This is a genomic window from Plantibacter sp. 2H11-2 (assembly GCF_050031945.1).
In the GTDB taxonomy this organism is placed as follows: domain Bacteria; phylum Actinomycetota; class Actinomycetes; order Actinomycetales; family Microbacteriaceae; genus Plantibacter; species Plantibacter auratus.
In genome coordinates, this window is the sequence record NZ_JBNBBL010000008.1 from 1 (window position 1) to 19,017 (window position 19,017).

Sequence of the window (19,017 nt, forward strand, 5' to 3'; positions counted from 1 at the left end):
GACGGTTGTTCGTAGGCCCTTCGACAGGCTCAGGGACCGGGATGGCCGGGTTGTCGAATACGGCGTCGTTCACCGAGCTTGTCGACGGGTGGTGGTTCCCGTCTCGGTCCCTGAGCTTGTCGAAGGGCAGGTATGACGGTTCGTCGTGGGCCCTTCGACAGGCTCAGGGACCGGGGTGGCCGGGTTGTCGAATACAGCGTCGGTCGCTGAGCGTGTCCGAGGCAGGGTGGTTCCCGTGTCGGTCCTTGAGCTTGTCGAAGGGCAGGCGTGTGCGGAGGCGCGCGGATGCCCTTGGTTCAGGCGGCGAGGTGGATGCGTCCGCCTCGGATGGGGGTTTGGTGGCGGTCGATGTGGCTGGGTGGGATGAACCAGGGGATGCCGTTTTGGATGGTGATGGTCCAGTGGTCGTCGTGGATGCGGTGGTGGTGGAAGGGGCAGAGGAGTATGCCGTTGTCGAGGTTGGTGGGTCCGCCTTGTGACCACCAGGTGATGTGGTGGGCTTCGGTGAAGGATGGTGGGTGGGTGCAGCCGGTCCAGGCGCAGCCGCCGTCGCGTTCGGCGAGGGCGAGTTTTTGTCCGCGGGTGAAGAGTCGGGTGCTGGTGCCGAGGTCGAGGACTTGGGATGGTCCGTTGAGGATCATGGGGATGAGGTTGGCGTCGGCGGCGAGGCGGCGGAGGGCGCCGGGGCCGATGGGTTCGTCGATGCCGTCGATGGTGGCAGCACCGAGGCCGGTTTCGAGGGTGTCGTGGTCGGTGCGGATGATGACGGTGACGGGGGTGAGTTCGGTGGCGGCGCTGCTGCAGCCGGCCAGGTGTCGGAAGGTCTCGGTGAGGGCGATGGCGCGTCGCCGGTCGGTGGGGATGAGCGTGGGTCCGTCGGGCATGGGGTGACCGGATCCGTCGGGTTGGTCGGCAGGGTCGGGGTGGATGAAGTGGGGTTTGCGGTGGGTGGCGCCGATGAGGGCGTCGAGGCCGGCGCGGATGAAGGCGGCGCTTTCGGGGGCGAGTTCGGCGCGGAGGAGGGTCATGCCGGTGGGGAGTTCGTGGATGGTGCAGCGTTCTGCTCGGCGGAGGAGTTCGTCGCGGGGTTCGCGGCCGTCTTGGTCGAGGCGGGTGCGGACGAGTTTCGCGATGCGGGTGACGTCTTGCAGGGGTGCGTGGGCGGCGTGCTCGATGGCGATGACCGATGCCGCCTGCAGTTCGACCCTGGTGCAGATGCGGCCCGCGTTGCGGAGCTCGCGGACGATGACCGCGGCTCCGTCGACGCTCAGGGGTGCTCTGGGTGTGCCGCCATCGCTTGACGGGTGGGTGTCATCCGGGACTGCGTCGGTGTTCGATGACTCGGGACTGGCGGCCGGTTCGAGGGCGGCGGCGACCGCGGGGAACGGGCACTCCTCCAACTCGCCGAGCAGCCCGCGCGGCTGCGTGATCGCAGCACCGACCTCCGCGATCGCCGCGCCGCGGGCGCGCGCAACCCGCCACCGCTCGGACACCATGACACCCGGGTTCGCGTAACCCGCAGCGCGCACGAGCGTGCCGTCGCGGCGGGAAGGCGACGGCCGGAGGGCGATCGTGCCGGTGACGCGGGCGGCGAGGACCTCGACCGCGTGCTGCACGGCACCGAGTTCGTCGAGGACCCGGAGGATCGCCTCGTCGTTCATGTTCTCGAGCTGTTCCGCGACACCGGAGCCGGGACGGATCGCGTCGAGCGCGCTCTTCCAGACCGCATCGAACCCGGCCGCGGCGGCGGCGAGTGGGTTCGGTGCGGTGCTGGTCATGGATCCATCCAAACACGGACCACTGACATTCGAACGCGCACCGAATCAGCCTTTGATCTGCGTATTTATCCGACACCTGGCGCCTACTCGGGGTGCCCTTCGACAGGCTCAGGGACCGGCGATGACGCGGTCGTCAAGTCGGTCGAGGTGCTCGCCGATGGTCGCGTTCGGACGGGCGGCCGGACCTCACGCGAAGACGAAGTAGAACGACAGGTGCAGCGTCAGGATGAGGTGCATCGTCGTGAACCGGTAACGGAGCCACGCGAGCAGGAGGCCGAGCGCGAGCATGCTCAGTGCCGGGAACGGGTTCGGCACGAGCCCGAACTTGTCGGGGAGCAGGATGACGTGTCCGAGGGCGAACAGAACGGCGACGACGGGGATGACCATGCGCGACGGCAAGCGCGCGGCGAGATGGCGTTGCAGGAGTCCGAAGGTCAGGTAGTCCTGCCAGAACACCGAGACGGTCATCCAGAAGATGTAGAGCAGCACGGGGAACTCGAGCTCGTAGTGCAACGGCAACGCGAGTGCGAGCACGACCGGGACGATGTACAGGAACCGCTGCCGGGACGGTGCGAAGAGTTCACGGGTGTGGGTGCGCTGCAGGATGGCGATGGCGATCACCAGGAGGCCGGCGATCAGGGACTCGAGGAACACCACGACGGTGTCCTCCTGCACCACGAGACGCACGGGGCCTCGGTCGGTGATACCCGGGGTCAGGCACCACAGGATGAACCACGACACGGCTATCGCGAGCGCGGAGAACAAGCGGACGGATTGGCGAGAGTGGGCGTTTTCGACGGTCGACATAGCAGTCGATATTTTAGCAGTGTTATTTCAGATACAAGACAAGGAAGGGGATCGCAACCGCCCGAGGCGGCGGCGGAGAACGAGCCGTCGTCGCGGGGGAGTCGTCGCGATCGAAGAGTGTCCGGAGGCTCGTCGACAGGCGCCCGGATCGGGGTGCTGCTCAGCCGAGCGAAGCCGGGACGAGTCGGAACCCACCCTCGGCGACCGGCTCGAGCCGGAGTTGGAAGAGGCCGTCGATCACGAGGTCCGCATCGAGTTCGTGCGCCTCGTGCGTCCCCGCGATGCCGACCGTCCAGCAGCCGGCGGCGCGCGCTGCGGCGAGCCCGGCCGGTGCGTCCTCGAACACGACGCACGGCTGCGACTCCATGCCCAGTCGGGTGCGGCCGAGCAGGAACGGTTCGGGGTCCGGCTTGCCCTTCGTGACGTCGTCGAAGGTCACGACGACCTCTGGCCGCACGAGCCCGGCGGCCGCGATGCGGTTGCCGGCGATGAGCCTTGTGCCGCTCGTGACGATCGCCTTCGCGTCGTCACCCAGCGCCGCCAGCGCCTCCGCCGCCCCCGGGAGCGCGATGACGTCGGCGACCTCGTCGGCCTCGATCTCGATGATCCGCGCGAGTGCTCCGGCGACCTGCTCGGGCGGGAAGATCGCGGCGAGCAGCTGGGCAGCGGGCTGGCCGTGTCCCGCGGCGAGCAGGTCGCCCTCGAGGCCGTACTCGCGGGCGAGCTGCGCCCACGACCGGTTCACGGCCGGCGTCGAGTCGATGAGGGTCCCGTCGAGGTCGAAGAGCCCGGCGGCGAAGACCTGGTCGAAGATCGGTGCGGAGGCCTCGATGGTCCGTCCGAGACCGAGCGCGCGCTGGACGGCGGCGAGCTGCTGCGAAGTGGACAACGCGGCTTCGATCGACAGGTGCTCGATGGCGGGTGGAGTGTCGGTCGACGGGTCCACGATGTGCGTGTCCCGCTCGGCACCGCGTTCGGCCCGGCGGGCCGCGAGCGTGGCGGCATCGGCGTGGAGCCAGACGACCTTGGGGACGACCCCGGCCGCCTCGACGAGCGCGTCCCATTCGGCGCCGCCACGGAGCTCTGCGGTGAAGGGGGCGACGAGTACCGCGCCGACATCACTGTCGCGTTGGTCGGCGAGGACCGCTCGGAGGGCCGCGTACCGTGCCGGGCGCATGGTCGGGCGCAGCTTCGCGTCGTTCCAGTGGAGTGGTTCGGCGCCGTCGGGATCGGTCACCGCACCGAGACCGTCGAGCAACGGATTGGTGATGGTGTCGAGGTCGAGGAGCGGGAGTCGGAGGGCCCGGGCGAGCTCACGTCCGAGGGTGGTCTTGCCGCTTCCGGCTGCTCCTGCGACGACGACGATCACGCTGACTCCTCGATGATTCCGGGGTGGCGACCCGCATCCGAGGGGTCTGAACGCCTCTTCGATGCGAGTTCCAAATGAATTTGATCTCTTTCAGACAACGTTGCTTGACAACGTTGTCGGTCTGCGGTCAGTATAGGCGCACGAAGGAACGACGGGGTTCTGCAGCTGCACCACCCCGACCGATGACAACGCTGTCAGGAGGTGGAGCCCATGGGCACCTGCAACCCCGCGATCACCGCGACCAGTCCGATCCGGACACATGCGCACGTCCCGTCGCTCCGGACCGGCTGCGACGTCCGACCCGTTCCGCTTCCCGTCCGGGCGACCCGCTGATGCGGCCGCCCGGGATCAAGGATGTGGCTGCGCAGTCCGGCGTCAGCATCAAGACCGTCTCGCGGGTGGTGAACGGCGAACCGTCCGTGCACCCCGAGACCCGAAGCCGCGTGCTCGAGGCGATCGATCGCCTCGGGTACGTGCCCAACACGGCCGCCCGTTCTCTGAAGTCCGGCACCGGTGGCGCGATCGGCGTCCTCATCGATTCGCTCGCCGACCCGTTCTTCGCCTCGCTCGTGAGCGCCATCGAGGCCCGTGCGCTCAAGGAGGGCCTCAGCGTCCTCGTGGCGAGCACCGGGCTCGACGAGGGGCGCGAGCGCGACCAGCTGACCGGGTTCATCGCCGGCCACCAGGTCGCCGGCGTCATCATCGCCCCGGTCGCCGCGGAGCTGCCCTACCTCGAGGCGTTCCGGAACGTGACGCCAGTCGTGGCCGTCGACCGTCCGCTCGCCGCCTTCGACAGCGTCGTCGTCGACGATTACGCCGCCACCCAGCTCGCGATCCGGCAGTTCGTGGAGCTCGGCCACACCCGCATCGCCTTCTACGACCGGGACGAACGCTTCCTCACCATCCGTCGGCGCTACCAGGGCTACACCGACGTCCTCGCCGAGGCCGGCATCGACCTCGACCCGTCGCTCGTCTCCTGGACCATCGACGGCTCGCTCGATTACGCCGCCGAGACGGAGCGCCTGCTCGGACTCGAGGATCCGCCCACCGCCTTCTTCGCGTCGAACGCGAAGGCGGCGATCGGTCTGACGACCTCCCTGCACCGCATCGGGCGGGAGGGGACGGCGCACATCGCGTTCGGCGACTTCACCCTCGCCGACGTCCTGCGACCGGCCGTCAGCTGCATCAACCAGGACCCGTTCGTCATCGGTACCGCCGCCATCGAGCGACTCCTCGAACTGCGCGAATCACCGGCCGACGAGCCGCGCGAGTGGGTCGTCCCGACCTCGCTGGTGTCGCGTGGTTCCGGGGAGATCCCCGGCCCGGCACAGCGTCACATCGTGGACGCGCGCACCGCGTCCACCACGAGCATGGTCGGAGGACCAGCAGCATGAGCACGACCCAGCCCACGACGCTCGCCCAGCCGACGCGACTCGCGCCGAACCTCATCGAGCACTTCTACCGCGGCGGCGACCGCATCGCCGGCCTGCGCGGCATCGAACAGCAGAGCGAGTTCCAGCCGGAGGAGTGGCTCGGGGCGACCGTGAGCCGCGCCGACCAGGAGCCCGGCGGCGCCATCGGCCTCGCCCGCACCGTCGACGGCGTCCTCCTCCGCGACCTCGTCGCGGCCGACCCCGCGCACTGGACCGGAGCGGGACCGGACCACGGCACCGACGCCGCCGACACCGGCATCCTCGTCAAGCTGCTCGACGCGCGTCAGCGACTCCCCGTCCACGTGCACCCGGACCGGGCGTTCGCCGCCTCCCACCTCGACTGCGCCTACGGCAAGACGGAGGCCTGGTTCATCCTCGACGCCGAGCCCGGTTCGGCCGTCCACCTCGGATGGAGCGAGGACGTCGACCCCGACGAACTCGACCGCCGTCGCGACGCCCAGGACAGCGAGTGGATGCTGTCGCACATGAACCGGATCGTCGTCGAGCGCGGCATGGGCATCCTCGTCCCGGCCGGCACGGCCCACGCGATCGACGGCGGCATCTTCCTCGCGGAGGTGCAGGAACCGACCGACCTCTCCATCCTCCTCGAGTGGTCGGTCACGACCTCGACGCGCGACGAGTCCCACCTCGGCCTCGGATTCGAGACCGTGATGGGCGCGGTGTCGACGACGGCACTCCCGCAGTCCGAGATCGAACACCTCGTCGTGCTGCACGACCTCGACGCCCGGACGGACGCGCCGGTGTCGCTGTTGCCCGCGGCCGCCGACCCGTACTTCCAGCTCTTCGCCGTGGCGCCCGGCACCGATGGCAGCGCACCCGTGGACGCCGGCTTCTCGGTGGCCCTCGCGCTCACCGGCGCAGGCGCACTGGTCTCTGAGACCGGCGCCGAGGCCGTCGAGTTCTCCGCCGGAGAGGTCTTCGCCGTCCCGGCCGGGTTCGGGCCCTGGACCGTCAGCGGCTCGGGCACCGTGCTCGCCGCCGGCCCCGGTGCGGGCTGGCCGGCGACCCTCGCGTCGGGAGGCATCCGATGACGCCACCCCTCGACGCAGGACCCACGATCGCGCAGCAGCTCACCACACACCACCGCCTCGAACAGCGGTACGACAGCCACCACACGCCGGACCCGTCCACCGGGGCCGGCTGGAAAGGAACGAGAACGACATGACGACTCCCGTCTTGGAGGCCAGAGGCCTCACCCGGCAGTTCGGGCACGTCCGCGCCCTCGACGAAGCGGACTTCGAGGTCTACCCCGGCGAGGTCACCGCCCTCATCGGCGACAACGGAGCGGGCAAGTCGACCTTGGTCAAAGCCCTCTCCGGCAACCTCGCGGTCGACAGCGGCGTGATCAAGTTCGAAGGCGAACCGATCACCCTCACCTCGCCCATGCAGTCGAGCGCGCTCGGCATCGAGACGGTCTACCAGGACCTCGCCCTCGCGCCCCACCTCGACCCTGTACAGAACGTCTACCTCGGCCGCGAGATCATGCGGCCCGGCCTCGGCGGGCTGCTCGGCCTCATGAACGTCAAGGAGATGAGCAAGCAGTCGCGGCACGCCTTCGACGAACTCGGCGCGACCGTCCGCTCACTCACCGACCCGGTGGGCGCGATGTCCGGTGGGCAGCGCCAGGCGATCGCCATCGCCCGCGCGGTGCACTGGGCCAACAAGGTCGTCTTCCTCGACGAACCGACGGCCGCCCTCGGCGTCCGCCAGACGAAGAACGTGCTCGAGACGATCCGCCGGGTGCGCGACAAGGGCATCGCGGTCGTCTTCATCAGCCACTCGATGCCGCACGTCATGGAGGTGTCCGACCGCGTGCAGGTGCTGCGGCTCGGCCACCGCGCGGCGACGGTCGACACGAAGGACACGAACATGGAAGAACTCGTCGGTCTCATGACCGGTGCCAGCACGAGGAACGTCGCATGAGCGCGGTGAAGCAGGCCGAGATGGGGCCGGAGACGACCGCCATCGAGACGGCCAAGGATCGGGAGACCCCGATCAGGAAGCTCTTCAAGGCCCAGGCCTTCCAGATCTTCATCGTCCTCCTCGTCGTCATCGCGATCTTCTCCGCGATCGCGCCCGACACCTTCGCGCAGCTGTCCAACCTGCGGCTCGTCGTGCAGAACGCCTCGATCCTCGCGGTGCTCGGCGTCGGCATGACCTACGTCATCATCACCTCCGGCATCGACCTCTCGATCGGATCCGTCCTCGTCTTCTCGGGCGTCGTGTCTGCGACGACGATGCGGGCCATGGGCGGCGACGACTGGGGGACCGCGATCGTCGGCATCATCGTCTCGATCGGCGTCGGCATCCTCTGGGGCACGTTCAACGGCATCCTCATCTCCAAGGCGAAGGTGCCGCCGCTGATCGTCACCCTCGGTAGCCTCGGCATGGCGCTCGGCCTCGCCCAGATCCTCACCGGCGGTGTCGACATCCGCGAGGTGCCGTCGGTCCTCACCGACTCGATCGGGTACGGCAACATCTTCGGCGCGGTTCCGATCATCTCGGTCATCGCCCTCGTCGTCGTCATCATCGGTGCGCTCGTCCTCCACAAGACGAAGTTCGGCCTGTACACCTACGCGGTCGGCTCGAGCGAGGAGGCGGCACGACGCGTCGGCGTGAAGGTCGACCGTCACCTCATCCGCATCTACGCGATCTCCGGAGGCCTCGCGGGTCTCGCCGGCATCCTGTCGCTGTCGCAGTTCGGCACCACCGCGATCGCCGGTCAGTCGCAGACGAACCTGAACGTCATCGCCGCGGTCGTCATCGGTGGCACCTCGCTCTTCGGTGGCTACGGGACGATCTTCGGCACCGTCGTCGGTCTGTTCATCCCCGCCGTCCTCCAGAACGGATTCGTCATCACCGGCGTGCAGCCCTTCTGGCAGCAGGTCGCGGTCGGCGCCGTACTCATCCTGGCCGTCTACGTCGACCAGGTCCGCCGTTCCTCCGCAGCCCGCGGTGGATCCACGAGCTTCTGGCGAGCCCTCGTCAGCAGGAAGAAGAAATAACCCCTTACACAGATCAACACCCCCCGCACCATCCCAGTAGTCCAGCAGTTCAAGAGAAACGGGTAATCACAATGAAGTGGAAGAAGTCAGTTCTCGGAGTCCTCGCGCTCGGCGCGTCGGCAGGCCTCATGCTCACCGGTTGTTCCGGTGGCGCGAGCTCGGGCGGCAGCAGCGCAGGCGCAGGTTCCGACGGCTACAAGATCGCGTTCATCCAGGGCGTCGCAGGCGACGAGTTCTACATCTCCATGCAGTGCGGTATCGAATCGGCGGCGAAGGATGCCGGCGCGACGGTCACGACCCAGGGTCCGGAGAAGTTCGACCCGACGCTGCAGAAGCCGCTCGTCGACTCGGTCGTCGCCTCGAAGCCGGACGCGATCCTCGTCGCTCCGACCGACGTGAAGGCCATGGAGGCACCGCTGAAGGCTGCGGCCGACGCGGGCATCAAGGTCGTCCTCGTCGACACCACCGTCGACGACCCGTCGTTCGCGGTCTCGCAGATCTCGAGCGACAACAAGGGCGGCGGCGCTGCGGCGTTCGACGCGATCAAGGAAGCGCACCCCGAGGGCGGCAAGGTCCTCGTGGTCTCGGTCGACCCCGGCATCTCGACCACGGACGCCCGTGCCGAGGGCTTCCAGGAAGCGGTGAAGGGCGATGACAAGTTCACCGACCTCGGCGTGCAGTACAGCCACAACGAGCCGTCCACGGCTGCCGAGATCGTGACCGCGGCGCTCCAGAAGGACCCCGACATCGTGGGCATCTTCGCAGCGAACCTGTTCGCGGCCGAAGGTTCCGCGACCGGTGTCAAGCAGGCCGGCAAGGAGGACTCGGTCACCATCGTCGGGTTCGACGCGGGTCCCGCCCAGGTCAAGCAGCTGAAGGAGGGCACCGTCCAGGCGCTCGTCGCTCAGGAGCCGGCCACCATCGGCAAGGACGGCGTCGCCCAGGCGATCGCCGCACTGAACGGTGACAAGGTCGAGGCCAAGATCGAGACCGGCTTCACCATCATCACCAAGGACAACGTCGACGGCGACGCGAAGGATGCCGTCTACCAGTCCAAGTGCGGCTAGGCCCTCAGGCCACCCCGCACCACCAGACCGCGACGGCGTCGGAGCTTCGGGCTCCGGCGCCGTCGCGCTGCGTCCGGCAGCTCCGCCTCGACGCCACCCTCCACGGGGTGCGAGAATCGCGACATGACCCAGGTGATCGTCGCGACGACCGCGGTGCGCCGGCTGTCCGACGATGCTCCGGGACGGATCGAGGCCGAGGTCGTCGATGCAGCGGGGCGAGCCCACCGCCTGGTCATCACGGTCCCCGAACGCGCGAGCCGTGCGGCCACCGCGTCGACCGACGTCCCGTTCCGACTCGGGCTCCGGGCCGAGTACGTGCGGATGGAGGGACGGGCCGTGGTGATCCGGTTCGCGGACGGCGTCACCACCACCGAGGGCCTCGGCGGGGTCTGTCTGGACCCGGACATCGTCCACTGGTTGTGAACGACTCGATCGACTGACGGTCGGGTCGGCGACGAGTCCTATGCGACGAGGGTGAGGAGCCGCGCGACCTCGGCGGCGACGGCGTCGCGCGCCGGGCCGAGGTACTTCCGCGGGTCGACGAGTGACGGGTCCGCGTCGAGGCGCTCACGGACGGCTCGGGTGAAGACGCCGTTGATGTGGGTCGAGATGTTGATCTTGCGCATGCCCGCGTCAACCGCCCGCACGAGGTCCTCGTCGCTCACGCCGCTCGAACCGTGCAGGACCAGCGGGACGGGGACGGCTGCAGCGAGTTCCCGGATGAGCCCGAAGTCGAGGGTCGCGCTCCGCGACGTCATCGCGTGCGAGCTGCCGACCGCGACCGCGAGGCCGTCGACGCCGGTGCCCGCGACGAACGCCGCGGCTTCACCGGGGTCGGTCCGGACGCCGGGCGTGTGTGCGCCGCCCTTCCCGCCGATGGCCCCCAGTTCGGCCTCGACCCATACGCCCTGCGCCTGAGCCGCGCGGGCGACCGCTGCGGTGCGCTCTCGGTTCTCCTCGTCGGGGAGGGTCGCTGCATCGAACATGACCGAGGTGAATCCGAGCCGCACCGCCTCCTCGACGAGCGTCTCGTCCTCGGCGTGGTCGAGGTGTACGGCGGTCGCGGTGCCGGTCTCGCGTGTGAGCTCCAGGCTCGCGAGCCCGATCGGCGCGAGGCCGCCGTGGTACTTCGCCGCGTTCTCGGAGACCTGCAGGATGACGCCGCGGCCCGCGAGCTCCGCGCCGCGGAGGATGGCCTCGCCGTGTTCGAGCTGGATGACGTTGAAGGCGAGCACGGCGCGCTGTGCATCGAGGAGCGCGGCGGTGGAGACGAGCGTCATGGTGGTTCCTCTCGGGGTGCACGCGGGACGATCGACCCGGTGGCGGTGGGGATGGTCAGGTGGTGGCCAGCAGCAGCTCTGGACCGCTCTCGGCGAGCGCGTCGACGGTGTCCGGGTCGAGCCCGTCGTCGGTCACGATCTGGTCGAACTCGTCGAGCCCCGCGGCCCGGTGGAACGAGGTGGTGCCGAACTTCGCGGCGGTGACGGCGAGGATGCGTCGTCGGGCGATGCCGAGCATCGCCCGCTTCATCTCGGCCTCCTCGGGCAGGGTCGTCGTGGCGCCCGAGGTGAGCCCCACCCCGTTGGCGCCGAGGACGGCGACGTCTGCGTGGAGCCCCGACAGCCGTTCGACGGTCCACGCGCCGACGGTCGCCTGGGTGACGGCGCGGACCCGCCCGGGCAGGGCGAGCACGGTGAGTCGCGGCCGGCCACCGAGCAGGGCGACGATCGGCAGGCTGTTCGTCACCACGAGAAGTCGGCTGGTGTGGGGGAGGAGCGCGGCGACCTCGAGGGTCATCGCACCGGAGTCGAGGAGGACGACCCCTTCCTCGGGGAGCTGCTCGACGACGAGCCGGGCGACGGCGGCGCGCTCGATGCGCTCGCCCTCGCGGCGTCGTTGGAGGCTGGGCTCGAACGCGGGTCGCCGGGCGAGGACCGCGCCACCGTGGTGGCGGCGGATGAGCCCCTGTCGCTCGAGGACGGCGAGGTCGCGACGGATGGTCTCCGGTGTGACGCCGAGTCGGCTGCTCAGCTCGGCGACCGACAGGGCGCCGTCGCCGTCGCGGGCACCCGCGAGGATCGCGGCGTGACGCTCTGCTGGGTACATGACTGCTCCGTCCGGTCCGGCCAGCGTATCCGAATCTGTCCGATATCCCTTCCGATTCGGTGGGATCGGTGCGAAGATCAACATGATCGGGCGCACCCGACGACGACGATGACGACGAACGGAAGGCCGCCGATGGCTGAGCACGGGCCGCACAGCGCACCCCACGAGTCGGGGTCGCGGTTCCTGCTCGGGATCGACGTCGGGCAGACCGCCGTCAAGGCCGTCCTGCACGACGAGCGGTTGCTGCCGGTCGCGGTCGCTCGGCGCGCGAGCCCCGTCGACCGCCCGGTCGCCCGGCACGCCGAGCGGTCGCAGGACGCCCTGTGGGCCGCGGTCGCCGATGCGGTGTCGGAGGTGATGGCGACCTCGGGTGTCGACCCGACTCTGGTCGCCGCCGTCGGGATCACCGGCCACGGCGACGGCCTGCACCTCGTGACCGCCGAGGGAGCGCCGGTCGGCCCGGCCATCACGGCGATGGACTCCCGGGCGCACGTCGAGGCCGCCGAACTCGCGGCTGACCCGGACCGGCTGCGCGTGGTGCTCGAACGCTCCGGACAGCTGCCGACGCCGGGCGCCGCCGGCAACCTCCTCCGCTGGTTGCTCCGCCACGACCCGGAGCGTGTCGAGCAGGCAGACGCGATGCTCTTCTGCAAGGACGTGGTCCGCCTGCGGCTCACCGGCGAGATCTCCACCGACTACTCCGACGCCTGCGCCTCCTTCCTGGACGTCGGGACCGCCACCTGGAGCGCCGAGGTCCTCGACGCTTACGGCCTGCCCGCCGAACTGCTCCGTCTGCTGCCGCCGATCAACCCGAGCGGCACGATCGTCGGGTCGGTGCTGCCGGCGGCCGCCGCGGTCACGGGCCTCGTCGCCGGGACACCGGTCGTGTCGGGACTCCACGACGTGCAGGCCTCGTCGATCGGCATGGGAGCGCTCGTCCCCGGGCGGCTCGCCCTCGTGGCCGGCTCGTTCAGCACCAACGGCGTGACGACGACCCAGCCCGACGTGGACCCGCGGTGGCAGTCCCGCCTCTCGATCACCCCGGACCTGCGGATCGCGATGTCGACCTCGGCGACGGCATCGCCCTCCTTCGACTGGACGCTCCGGGTCCTGGGCGTGACCGACGCCACCGGCCGCGACGCGCTGATCGCCGAGGCCGCAGCACTCCCTCCGGAGGAGCAGGTGCCGCTCGTCCTGCCCTTCCAATCGGACTCCCCGCTCGGTGCCGAAGCGTCGGCCACCCTCGCCGGCGTCCGCGACTGGCACACCCGGGCACACGTCCTGCGCGGAGCCCTCGAGGGCATCGTGCTCATGCACCGCTGGCACACCCGTGCGCTCGGCGAACGGTTCCGGTGGGACGAGCCGATCGTCCTCGGCGGCGGCCTGGCGCGGTCACCGCTGTACGTACAACTCGTGGCCAACGCGCTACGAGCACCCGTGACGGTCGTCGACTCCGAGGAGGCCGGAGCCCTGGGTGCCGCGATCGTCGCCGGGGTCGCCGCCGGACTCCTGTCGTCGGTGGAACAGGCCCAGCGCGACGTCGTCCGACACGCACCCGCCGTCCTGCCGACGGACGCCTCGGCCGCGTACTGGGCCGGGGTCGGAAGCGCGTTCGACGAGCTCGTCGAGGCCATCGGCCCCTGGTGGCGACGGCGGGCCGAGGAGTCGAGCCCGGACGCTTCGGCGTCCGAACGCGACGACCGCGCCGGGGTGGAACGATGAGCGCGTCCATCGGAGGCCGCGGGACGGCCACGTCCAGCCCGGTGGACGACCGGCGTCGGCAGATCCTCACCCGACTCGACCAGGACGGGCGGGTCGAGGTCGGCGTGCTCGCAGTGGACCTCGGCGTGACCGAGGAGACGATCCGGCGCGACCTCCGCGTCCTCGAACTCGACGGACGCCTCCGACGCGCGCACGGCGGGGCGGTGCGGGTCGACCTCGACCCGGGCCAGGACTCCGGGGTGTCCGGTGCGCTCGCGGCGCAAGCGCTGACCGTGGTCGACCCGGGTTCAGCGGTCTTCCTCGGCGCGGGCTCGGCCTGCGAGGCGCTCGCCGGGGGCCTCGCGACGACCGCCGGGACCGTCATCGTGACCGCTTCGGTGCCGGTGGCGTTGGCCGCTGCCGCTGCCGAGGAATCGGCCGTCGTCCACCTCGTCGGCGGGACGGCGGACGGGCGCGGCGTCCTCACCGGCGCCTGGGCGCGCGAGCAGCTCGCCGGCCTCCGCCTCGACGTCGCGGTCGTCGAGGCGCTCGGTGTCTCCGCGGACGGCCGACTGCTCCATGCCTCGCCGGAGGAGGCGGCGGTCGTCGCTTCGGCGGTCGAGCTGGCCTCCACGACGATCCTCCTGGGCGACCCGGCGACGTTCGGCGCAGACGGCCTCGCGGCCTCCGTCCCGGCCGCTCGTCTCGACGTGGCGGTGGTGTATCAGGGCGTCGACGAACCGACCCTCGACGCCCTCCTCGCGACCGGCGTCCGCGTCGAGACGGTCGGGGCGGACGCATGAGCGGCATCGTCACGGTCACGCCGGCGGCCGCGATCGACCAGACCTACCGCGTCGACGGGCTGCGACTCGGTGACGTCAACCGGGCGGTGGGCGTCTCCACCGAGCTGAGCGGCAAGGGCGTCAATGTCGCGCGGGCGGTCACCCTCTCTCGGCTCCCGGTCCGTGCGGTGGTGCCGATGGGTGCGGACGGACGGATCCTCGCCGACGACCCGGCACTCCGGACGTTGCTCGCCGTGGTCCCGACCGACGGTCGGACGCGCGTGAACACGACCATCCTGGACGCCGCGACCGGCACGACCAAGGTCAACGAACCGGCGATCCCGCTGCGCGCCGAGGACTGGGCCGCCGTCGTCGCGACCGCCGGGGCCGAGATCGACCGGATCGGCGCGGACTGGCTCGTCCTCTCCGGCACGATCCCGACAGTCCAGGGTGGCACCGGCCTGGTCGACATCCTCCAGTTGCTCCGTCAGGCGGGTGACCGGGGAGCGCGCGTGGCCGTCGACACCGCGGGTGCGGCGCTCGAGACCGCCGTCGCGAACCTCGACCTCGTCCACCTGCTCAAGCCGAACGCGCACGAGCTCGCCGAGCTCACCGGCCGTGAGCTGCTGACGATCGGCGATGTCGCCTCCGCCGCCGACGAACTGCACCGTGCCGGCTGCGACCTCGTCTACGTGAGCATGGGGGCCGACGGGGCGCTCCTCCGCACCGCGGCTGGGCTGTGGCACGCGCACGTCGCAGCCACGGTCGTGAACACGGCCGGTGCCGGCGACGCCTCGTTGGCCGGATTCCTCGTCGGACTCCACGGCGAGGACGGACGGGACGACCCGGCGGCGGCGGTCGCTTCGGCCGCCGCCTGGGGTGCACTCGCCGTGTCGAGCGCGACGACCATCCTCACCTCCCTCGAGGCGCTCACCACACCGGTCGCCGTCCAGGACCCCGACCCGACGACGCCGCTGAGCGAACCGGCCACGCCGCCACGCGACGAAGCGACGACGCCATGATCGATCAGGCCGTTCCACGCTTCCACGCCGCCGTGGACCTCGGCGCGTCGAGCGGTCGCGTCATGCTCGGGCGCTGGGCCGACGGCCGCTTGGAACTCACCGAGGTACACCGGTTCCCGAACGGCCCGATCACGCAGGACGGTCGACTCCGGTGGGATGCGGAGCGCCTGTTCGAGGAGACCATCGTCGGGCTCGCGGAGGCCGTCCGGATCGCAGCGGCCGCCGGCGGCGTGCTCGACGGGATCGGGGTCGACAGCTGGGGCGTCGACATCGCACTCGTGGGGGTCGGCACCGGTACGGCGTTCCCGACCGTGCTGCATCACCGCGGCGCCGACGCTGATGGACCGGCCCGTGCCGCCGTGCTCGTCGACGCCGCGACGGCCTACGCGGTGACCGGCGTGCTGGAGCAGACCATCAACACCTCGTATCAGCTGCGGTCCCGCGCCGAGGACCTCGACCCGCGCCGAGCCGACGGCGATCGCCCGACCGTGTTGCTCGTCCCGGACCTCTGGGTGTGGCTGCTCACGGGCGTCGTCGGAGCGGAGCGCACGATCGCCTCGACGACGCAACTGCTCGATCAGGGCACCGGCGACTGGGCGGCGGAGCTCATCCGTCGATGGGGCCTCGACGGCTTCGACTTCCCGCCGGTGGTCGCGCCGGGGACGGTCGCCGGCCCGACGACGCCGGAGGTCACCGCGCGTCTCGGGTCGAGCGGGCCGATCCCCGTCCACCGCGTCGCGGAGCACGACACCGCGTCCGCGCTCGCCTTCGCCCGCCCGGACGGTGCGGAGCTCCTCGTCTCGAGTGGCAGCTGGTCCCTGGTCGGGGTATGTCTGCCGGCGCCGGTGCTCACCGAGCATGCGCGGACCGCCGGGTTCACGAACGAGGCCGGTGTCGCCGGATCCTCACTGCTCCTCCGCAACCTGGCTGGGATGTGGCTGCTCACGGAGTGCGCCCGCGCCTGGTCCGCCGAGGACGGCAGCGCGGTCGACCTCGTCGAACTCGTGGCGGCCGTGTCGGAGCTGGAACGAGACGCAGCCACGGACGTCACGCCCGCCGTGTTCGACGTCGCCGACCCCCGGCTGCTCGTCCCGGGTGACATGCCGGAACGGATCGCGACCCTCTGCCGGGAGACCGGACAGCGTCCACCGGGCGGACGGAGCGACGTCGTGCGCAGCGCGGTCGAGAGTCTCGCGGTCGCCTACGCCGAGACGGTCCGGGCCTGCGAGGCGATCACCGGGGTGACGATCCGTTCGGTCCGCATCGTCGGCGGCGGATCGCGCAACCGGCTCCTGTGCGCCCGCACGGCGGCACGGACCGGTCTTCCCGTCACCGCTGGTCCTGCGGAGGCCTCGGCGCTCGGCAATCTGGCCGCGCAACTCGTCGCGGCCGGCCACGCACCGTCACTCGACACGGTCTACCGGCACGGCCAGGACGGCCAGGACGACCACGACGACCACGACCATGAGCGGACACCGACATGACCGACCGCATCGACCAACCGGAGACCGAGACGGACCTCCTCGACCGCTTCGTCGCCTTCTCGCGCGACCTCGGGCGTCCCGATCGGGCGTGGGCGCTCCTGGCGGAGGGCAACACCTCCCTGCTCCTGACCGAGGACGGTGCTCGGGCGATGCTCGTGAAGGCGAGCGGCGCGTCCCTGGCCGTGGCGACCACCGAGGACGCGGTCCGTCTCGCGATCGTACCGGTGCTCGACCTCGTCGACTCGCACACGGGCGGGGATGCCGAGGTGGCCGCGCTGTTCGATGCCGCGGCGCTCGCCGGGAACGGTCGGCGCCCCTCGGTGGAGGCGATCCTCCACGCCGTCTGCCTCGACCTGCCCGGCGTCGTCGCGGTCGGCCACACCCATCCCGTGCCGGTCAACGCGCTGTTGTGCTCGCCGTCGGCCGACGCCCTGACCCGCGGGTCGCTCTTCCCCGACCAGATCGTGGTCCTCGGTACCGATCCGCTGCTCGTGCCGTACGTCGACCCCGGTCTCGAACTCGCCCGCACGGTCCGCCGCCTGCTGCGCGAGCAGCTCGCAACGACCGGCCGGGTACCGAAGGTCGTGTACCTGCAGAACCACGGGATGTTCGCCCTCGGATCGAGCGCGGCCGAGGTACTCCGCATCACCGAGATGGCCGTGAAGGTCGCCCAGGTGCTCCTCGGAGCGCTCGCCGCCGGCGGGCCGGTGTACCTGAGCGACGAGGCCGTCGCCCGCATCGACACGAGACCCGACGAACTGCTGCGTCGAGCCGCGCTCGCCGCGCAGGAATCCACCGCCGACCGCGCCGGGGCGGCGCACGGAAGGACCACGACATGAGCGTGTCGACCAGCACCATCGACCTCACCGGGCAGGTCGCGATCATCACCGGAGCGTCCTCGGGCATCGGCCGCTCGTACGCCCAGGCGCTCGCCGCCGCCGGGGTGCGCACGGTGCTCGTGGGACGCTCCACCGAGCGACTCTCGGGCGTCGCCGACGCCCTGCCGACACCGAGCGTCTTCCTGGCGGGTGACCTCGCCGACCCCGCCGTGTCCGAGCAGGCCGTCGCCCTGGCGCTCGCCGCCTTCGGACGCCTCGACATCGTCCTCGCCAACGCGGGCCTCTACGTCGGCGGTGACGTCGTCGACACCCCGATGACCGCGATCGAGGAGCTCGTCGGCGTCAACGTCCTCGGAGCGATGGCGACGGTTCGCGCAGCGCTGCCGCACCTCGTCGAACAGGGCGCGGGCGACGTGCTGGTGACGAGCTCGGTGTCCGGGCACCAGGACATCCACTGGGAGCCCGTCTACTCCGCGACGAAACACGCCATGCAGTCGTTCGTCCACACCACCCGGCGGAACCTCGTCGGATCCGGGGTGCGGATGGGCGCGGTCGCCCCCGGCGTCGTGCTCAACGAACTGTGGGGGATCGCCGAGGGGGCCTCAGGCGTGGAGGACCAGATCGCCGCACGCACCGGCATCCGTTCCGAGGACGTCGCCGAGGCCGTGCTCTTCATGCTCACCAGACCCCGGCACGTCACCATCCGCGACCTCGTCATCCTGCCCACCGACCAGGAGATCTGAGCGACTCGCGTCGCCCGACGACACCTCCACCAGTCCGCCCCGATCGAAGGACCGCACATGTTCTCTGACCTCCACGGCCGGACGGCCGTCATCACCGGCGGGGCCCGCGGGCTCGGCTACTCGATCGCCTCGGCGCTCGCCGCGCAGGGCGTCCAGGTGGCGCTGCTCGACCTCCTGCCGACCGTCCACGAGTCGGCCGAGCGGTTGGCGTCCGAGTACGGCGTCCGCACCTCGGCGCACACGGTCGACGTCACCGACGCCACCGCCGTCGAGGCCGCCTTCGCCGCTGCCGAGGCCGAGCTCGGCGCGCCGTCGCTGCTGGTGACCGCGGCGGGCATCACCATCTGGGGCGACAGTGTCGACGTGCCGGCGGACACCTGGCGGAAGGTGCTCGCCGTGAACCTCGACGGCACTTTCTTCGCCGCGCAGTCCTTCGCCCGTCGTGCCATCACGGCGGGTCGGCCCGCCTCAGCGGTCTTCATCTCGTCGATGTCGGCGTTCATCGTGAACCAGCCGCAGTTCCAGGCCTCGTACAACGCGTCGAAGGCGGCGGTCAGTCACCTCGCGTCGTCACTCGCGGTCGAGTGGGCACCCTCCGGCGTCCGGGTCAACGCGATCGCCCCCGGGTACTTCCTCTCGGACATGACCCGCGAGTTCACCGAGGCGAACCCCGACCTCGCCGCCGAGTGGACCGCGGGCATCCCGGCGGGCCGGATGGGCCAGCCTGAGGACCTCCACGGGCTCGTACTGCTGCTCGCGTCGGACGCCTCCTCGTACCTCACGGGCCAGAGCCTCGTCATCGACGGCGGCTACACCGCCCTCTGAGCCAGCCCCACCCACCGAACCGTTCGACCCGACCA

The 19,017-nt window shown here is 70.8% G+C and carries 18 protein-coding genes; 13 read left to right on the plus strand and 5 right to left on the minus strand.

Features of this window, described 5'->3' with window-relative positions; genetic code table 11:
- Nucleotides 1–296: 296 nt before the first annotated feature.
- From ACQG07_RS15065 to ACQG07_RS15075, 3 genes are all read right to left on the minus strand, one after another.
- Complete coding sequence (locus tag ACQG07_RS15065) at nt 297–1,778, minus strand: DUF222 domain-containing protein (RefSeq protein ID WP_426738689.1); 1,482 nt, start codon at nt 1,776–1,778, stop codon at nt 297–299.
- Between the two features lie 186 nt (nt 1,779–1,964).
- A complete protein-coding gene (locus ACQG07_RS15070; protein WP_426738690.1) occupies nt 1,965–2,585 on the minus strand; it encodes a CPBP family glutamic-type intramembrane protease in 621 nt (206 codons plus the stop codon).
- A gap of 160 nt (nt 2,586–2,745) precedes the next feature.
- Nucleotides 2,746–3,954 carry an HAD-IA family hydrolase gene (locus ACQG07_RS15075; RefSeq protein WP_426738691.1) on the minus strand — a complete coding sequence of 403 codons (1,209 nt, stop codon included), beginning with the start codon at nt 3,952–3,954 and terminating at the stop codon, nt 2,746–2,748.
- A gap of 356 nt (nt 3,955–4,310) precedes the next feature.
- On the opposite strand from ACQG07_RS15075, the gene ACQG07_RS15080 reads away from it, so the two are divergent.
- From ACQG07_RS15080 to ACQG07_RS15105, 6 genes are all read left to right on the plus strand, one after another.
- Entirely contained in the window at nt 4,311–5,348 is a 1,038-nt protein-coding gene (locus ACQG07_RS15080) for a LacI family DNA-binding transcriptional regulator (RefSeq protein ID WP_274500626.1), read from the plus strand.
- Complete coding sequence (locus ACQG07_RS15085; protein WP_426738692.1) at nt 5,345–6,439, plus strand: class I mannose-6-phosphate isomerase; 1,095 nt, start codon at nt 5,345–5,347, stop codon at nt 6,437–6,439. The genes ACQG07_RS15080 and ACQG07_RS15085 overlap by 4 nt, the downstream gene beginning before the upstream one ends.
- Nucleotides 6,440–6,569: 130 nt before the next feature.
- A complete protein-coding gene (locus ACQG07_RS15090; protein ID WP_079707372.1) occupies nt 6,570–7,331 on the plus strand; it encodes an ATP-binding cassette domain-containing protein in 762 nt (253 codons plus the stop codon).
- Nucleotides 7,328–8,413 (plus strand): ABC transporter permease, encoded by a 1,086-nt coding sequence (locus tag ACQG07_RS15095; RefSeq protein WP_079707371.1) that lies wholly within the window; start codon nt 7,328–7,330, stop codon nt 8,411–8,413. The genes ACQG07_RS15090 and ACQG07_RS15095 overlap by 4 nt, the downstream gene beginning before the upstream one ends.
- Nucleotides 8,414–8,484: 71 nt before the next feature.
- Entirely contained in the window at nt 8,485–9,480 is a 996-nt protein-coding gene (locus tag ACQG07_RS15100; RefSeq protein ID WP_056013014.1) for an ABC transporter substrate-binding protein, read from the plus strand.
- Between the two features lie 123 nt (nt 9,481–9,603).
- Nucleotides 9,604–9,903, plus strand: a complete 300-nt coding sequence (locus ACQG07_RS15105) for a hypothetical protein (protein WP_426738693.1) — start codon at nt 9,604–9,606, stop codon at nt 9,901–9,903.
- A 38-nt stretch (nt 9,904–9,941) separates the two neighbouring features.
- Here ACQG07_RS15105 and ACQG07_RS15110 read toward each other — a convergent pair whose 3' ends face one another.
- On the minus strand, nt 9,942–10,760 hold the full coding sequence (locus ACQG07_RS15110; RefSeq protein ID WP_426738694.1) for a class II fructose-bisphosphate aldolase: 819 nt from the start codon (nt 10,758–10,760) through the stop codon (nt 9,942–9,944).
- A gap of 55 nt (nt 10,761–10,815) precedes the next feature.
- Nucleotides 10,816–11,586 (minus strand): DeoR/GlpR family DNA-binding transcription regulator, encoded by a 771-nt coding sequence (locus ACQG07_RS15115; protein WP_426738695.1) that lies wholly within the window; start codon nt 11,584–11,586, stop codon nt 10,816–10,818.
- A 132-nt stretch (nt 11,587–11,718) separates the two neighbouring features.
- Here ACQG07_RS15115 and ACQG07_RS15120 point away from each other — a divergent pair, with 132 nt between their 5' ends.
- The 7 genes from ACQG07_RS15120 to ACQG07_RS15150 are packed head-to-tail and all read left to right on the plus strand — an operon-like array spanning nt 11,719 to nt 18,982.
- Nucleotides 11,719–13,308 (plus strand): FGGY-family carbohydrate kinase, encoded by a 1,590-nt coding sequence (locus ACQG07_RS15120; RefSeq protein ID WP_426738696.1) that lies wholly within the window; start codon nt 11,719–11,721, stop codon nt 13,306–13,308.
- Nucleotides 13,305–14,090 carry a DeoR/GlpR family DNA-binding transcription regulator gene (locus ACQG07_RS15125; RefSeq protein WP_426738697.1) on the plus strand — a complete coding sequence of 262 codons (786 nt, stop codon included), beginning with the start codon at nt 13,305–13,307 and terminating at the stop codon, nt 14,088–14,090. Before ACQG07_RS15120 ends, ACQG07_RS15125 begins: the two co-directional genes overlap by 4 nt.
- Nucleotides 14,087–15,091 (plus strand): 1-phosphofructokinase family hexose kinase, encoded by a 1,005-nt coding sequence (locus ACQG07_RS15130; RefSeq protein ID WP_426738698.1) that lies wholly within the window; start codon nt 14,087–14,089, stop codon nt 15,089–15,091. Before ACQG07_RS15125 ends, ACQG07_RS15130 begins: the two co-directional genes overlap by 4 nt.
- On the plus strand, nt 15,088–16,575 hold the full coding sequence (locus ACQG07_RS15135; RefSeq protein WP_426738699.1) for a rhamnulokinase: 1,488 nt from the start codon (nt 15,088–15,090) through the stop codon (nt 16,573–16,575). The genes ACQG07_RS15130 and ACQG07_RS15135 overlap by 4 nt, the downstream gene beginning before the upstream one ends.
- A complete protein-coding gene (locus ACQG07_RS15140) occupies nt 16,572–17,414 on the plus strand; it encodes a class II aldolase/adducin family protein (RefSeq protein ID WP_426738700.1) in 843 nt (280 codons plus the stop codon). The genes ACQG07_RS15135 and ACQG07_RS15140 overlap by 4 nt, the downstream gene beginning before the upstream one ends.
- Complete coding sequence (locus ACQG07_RS15145; RefSeq protein WP_426738701.1) at nt 17,411–18,157, plus strand: SDR family oxidoreductase; 747 nt, start codon at nt 17,411–17,413, stop codon at nt 18,155–18,157. The genes ACQG07_RS15140 and ACQG07_RS15145 overlap by 4 nt, the downstream gene beginning before the upstream one ends.
- Before the next feature lie 57 nt (nt 18,158–18,214).
- The gene (locus ACQG07_RS15150) at nt 18,215–18,982 is read left to right on the plus strand and encodes an SDR family oxidoreductase (RefSeq protein WP_426738702.1); all 768 of its coding nucleotides are present in this window, start codon (nt 18,215–18,217) and stop codon (nt 18,980–18,982) included.
- The last annotated feature ends 35 nt before the right edge of the window (nt 18,983–19,017 follow it).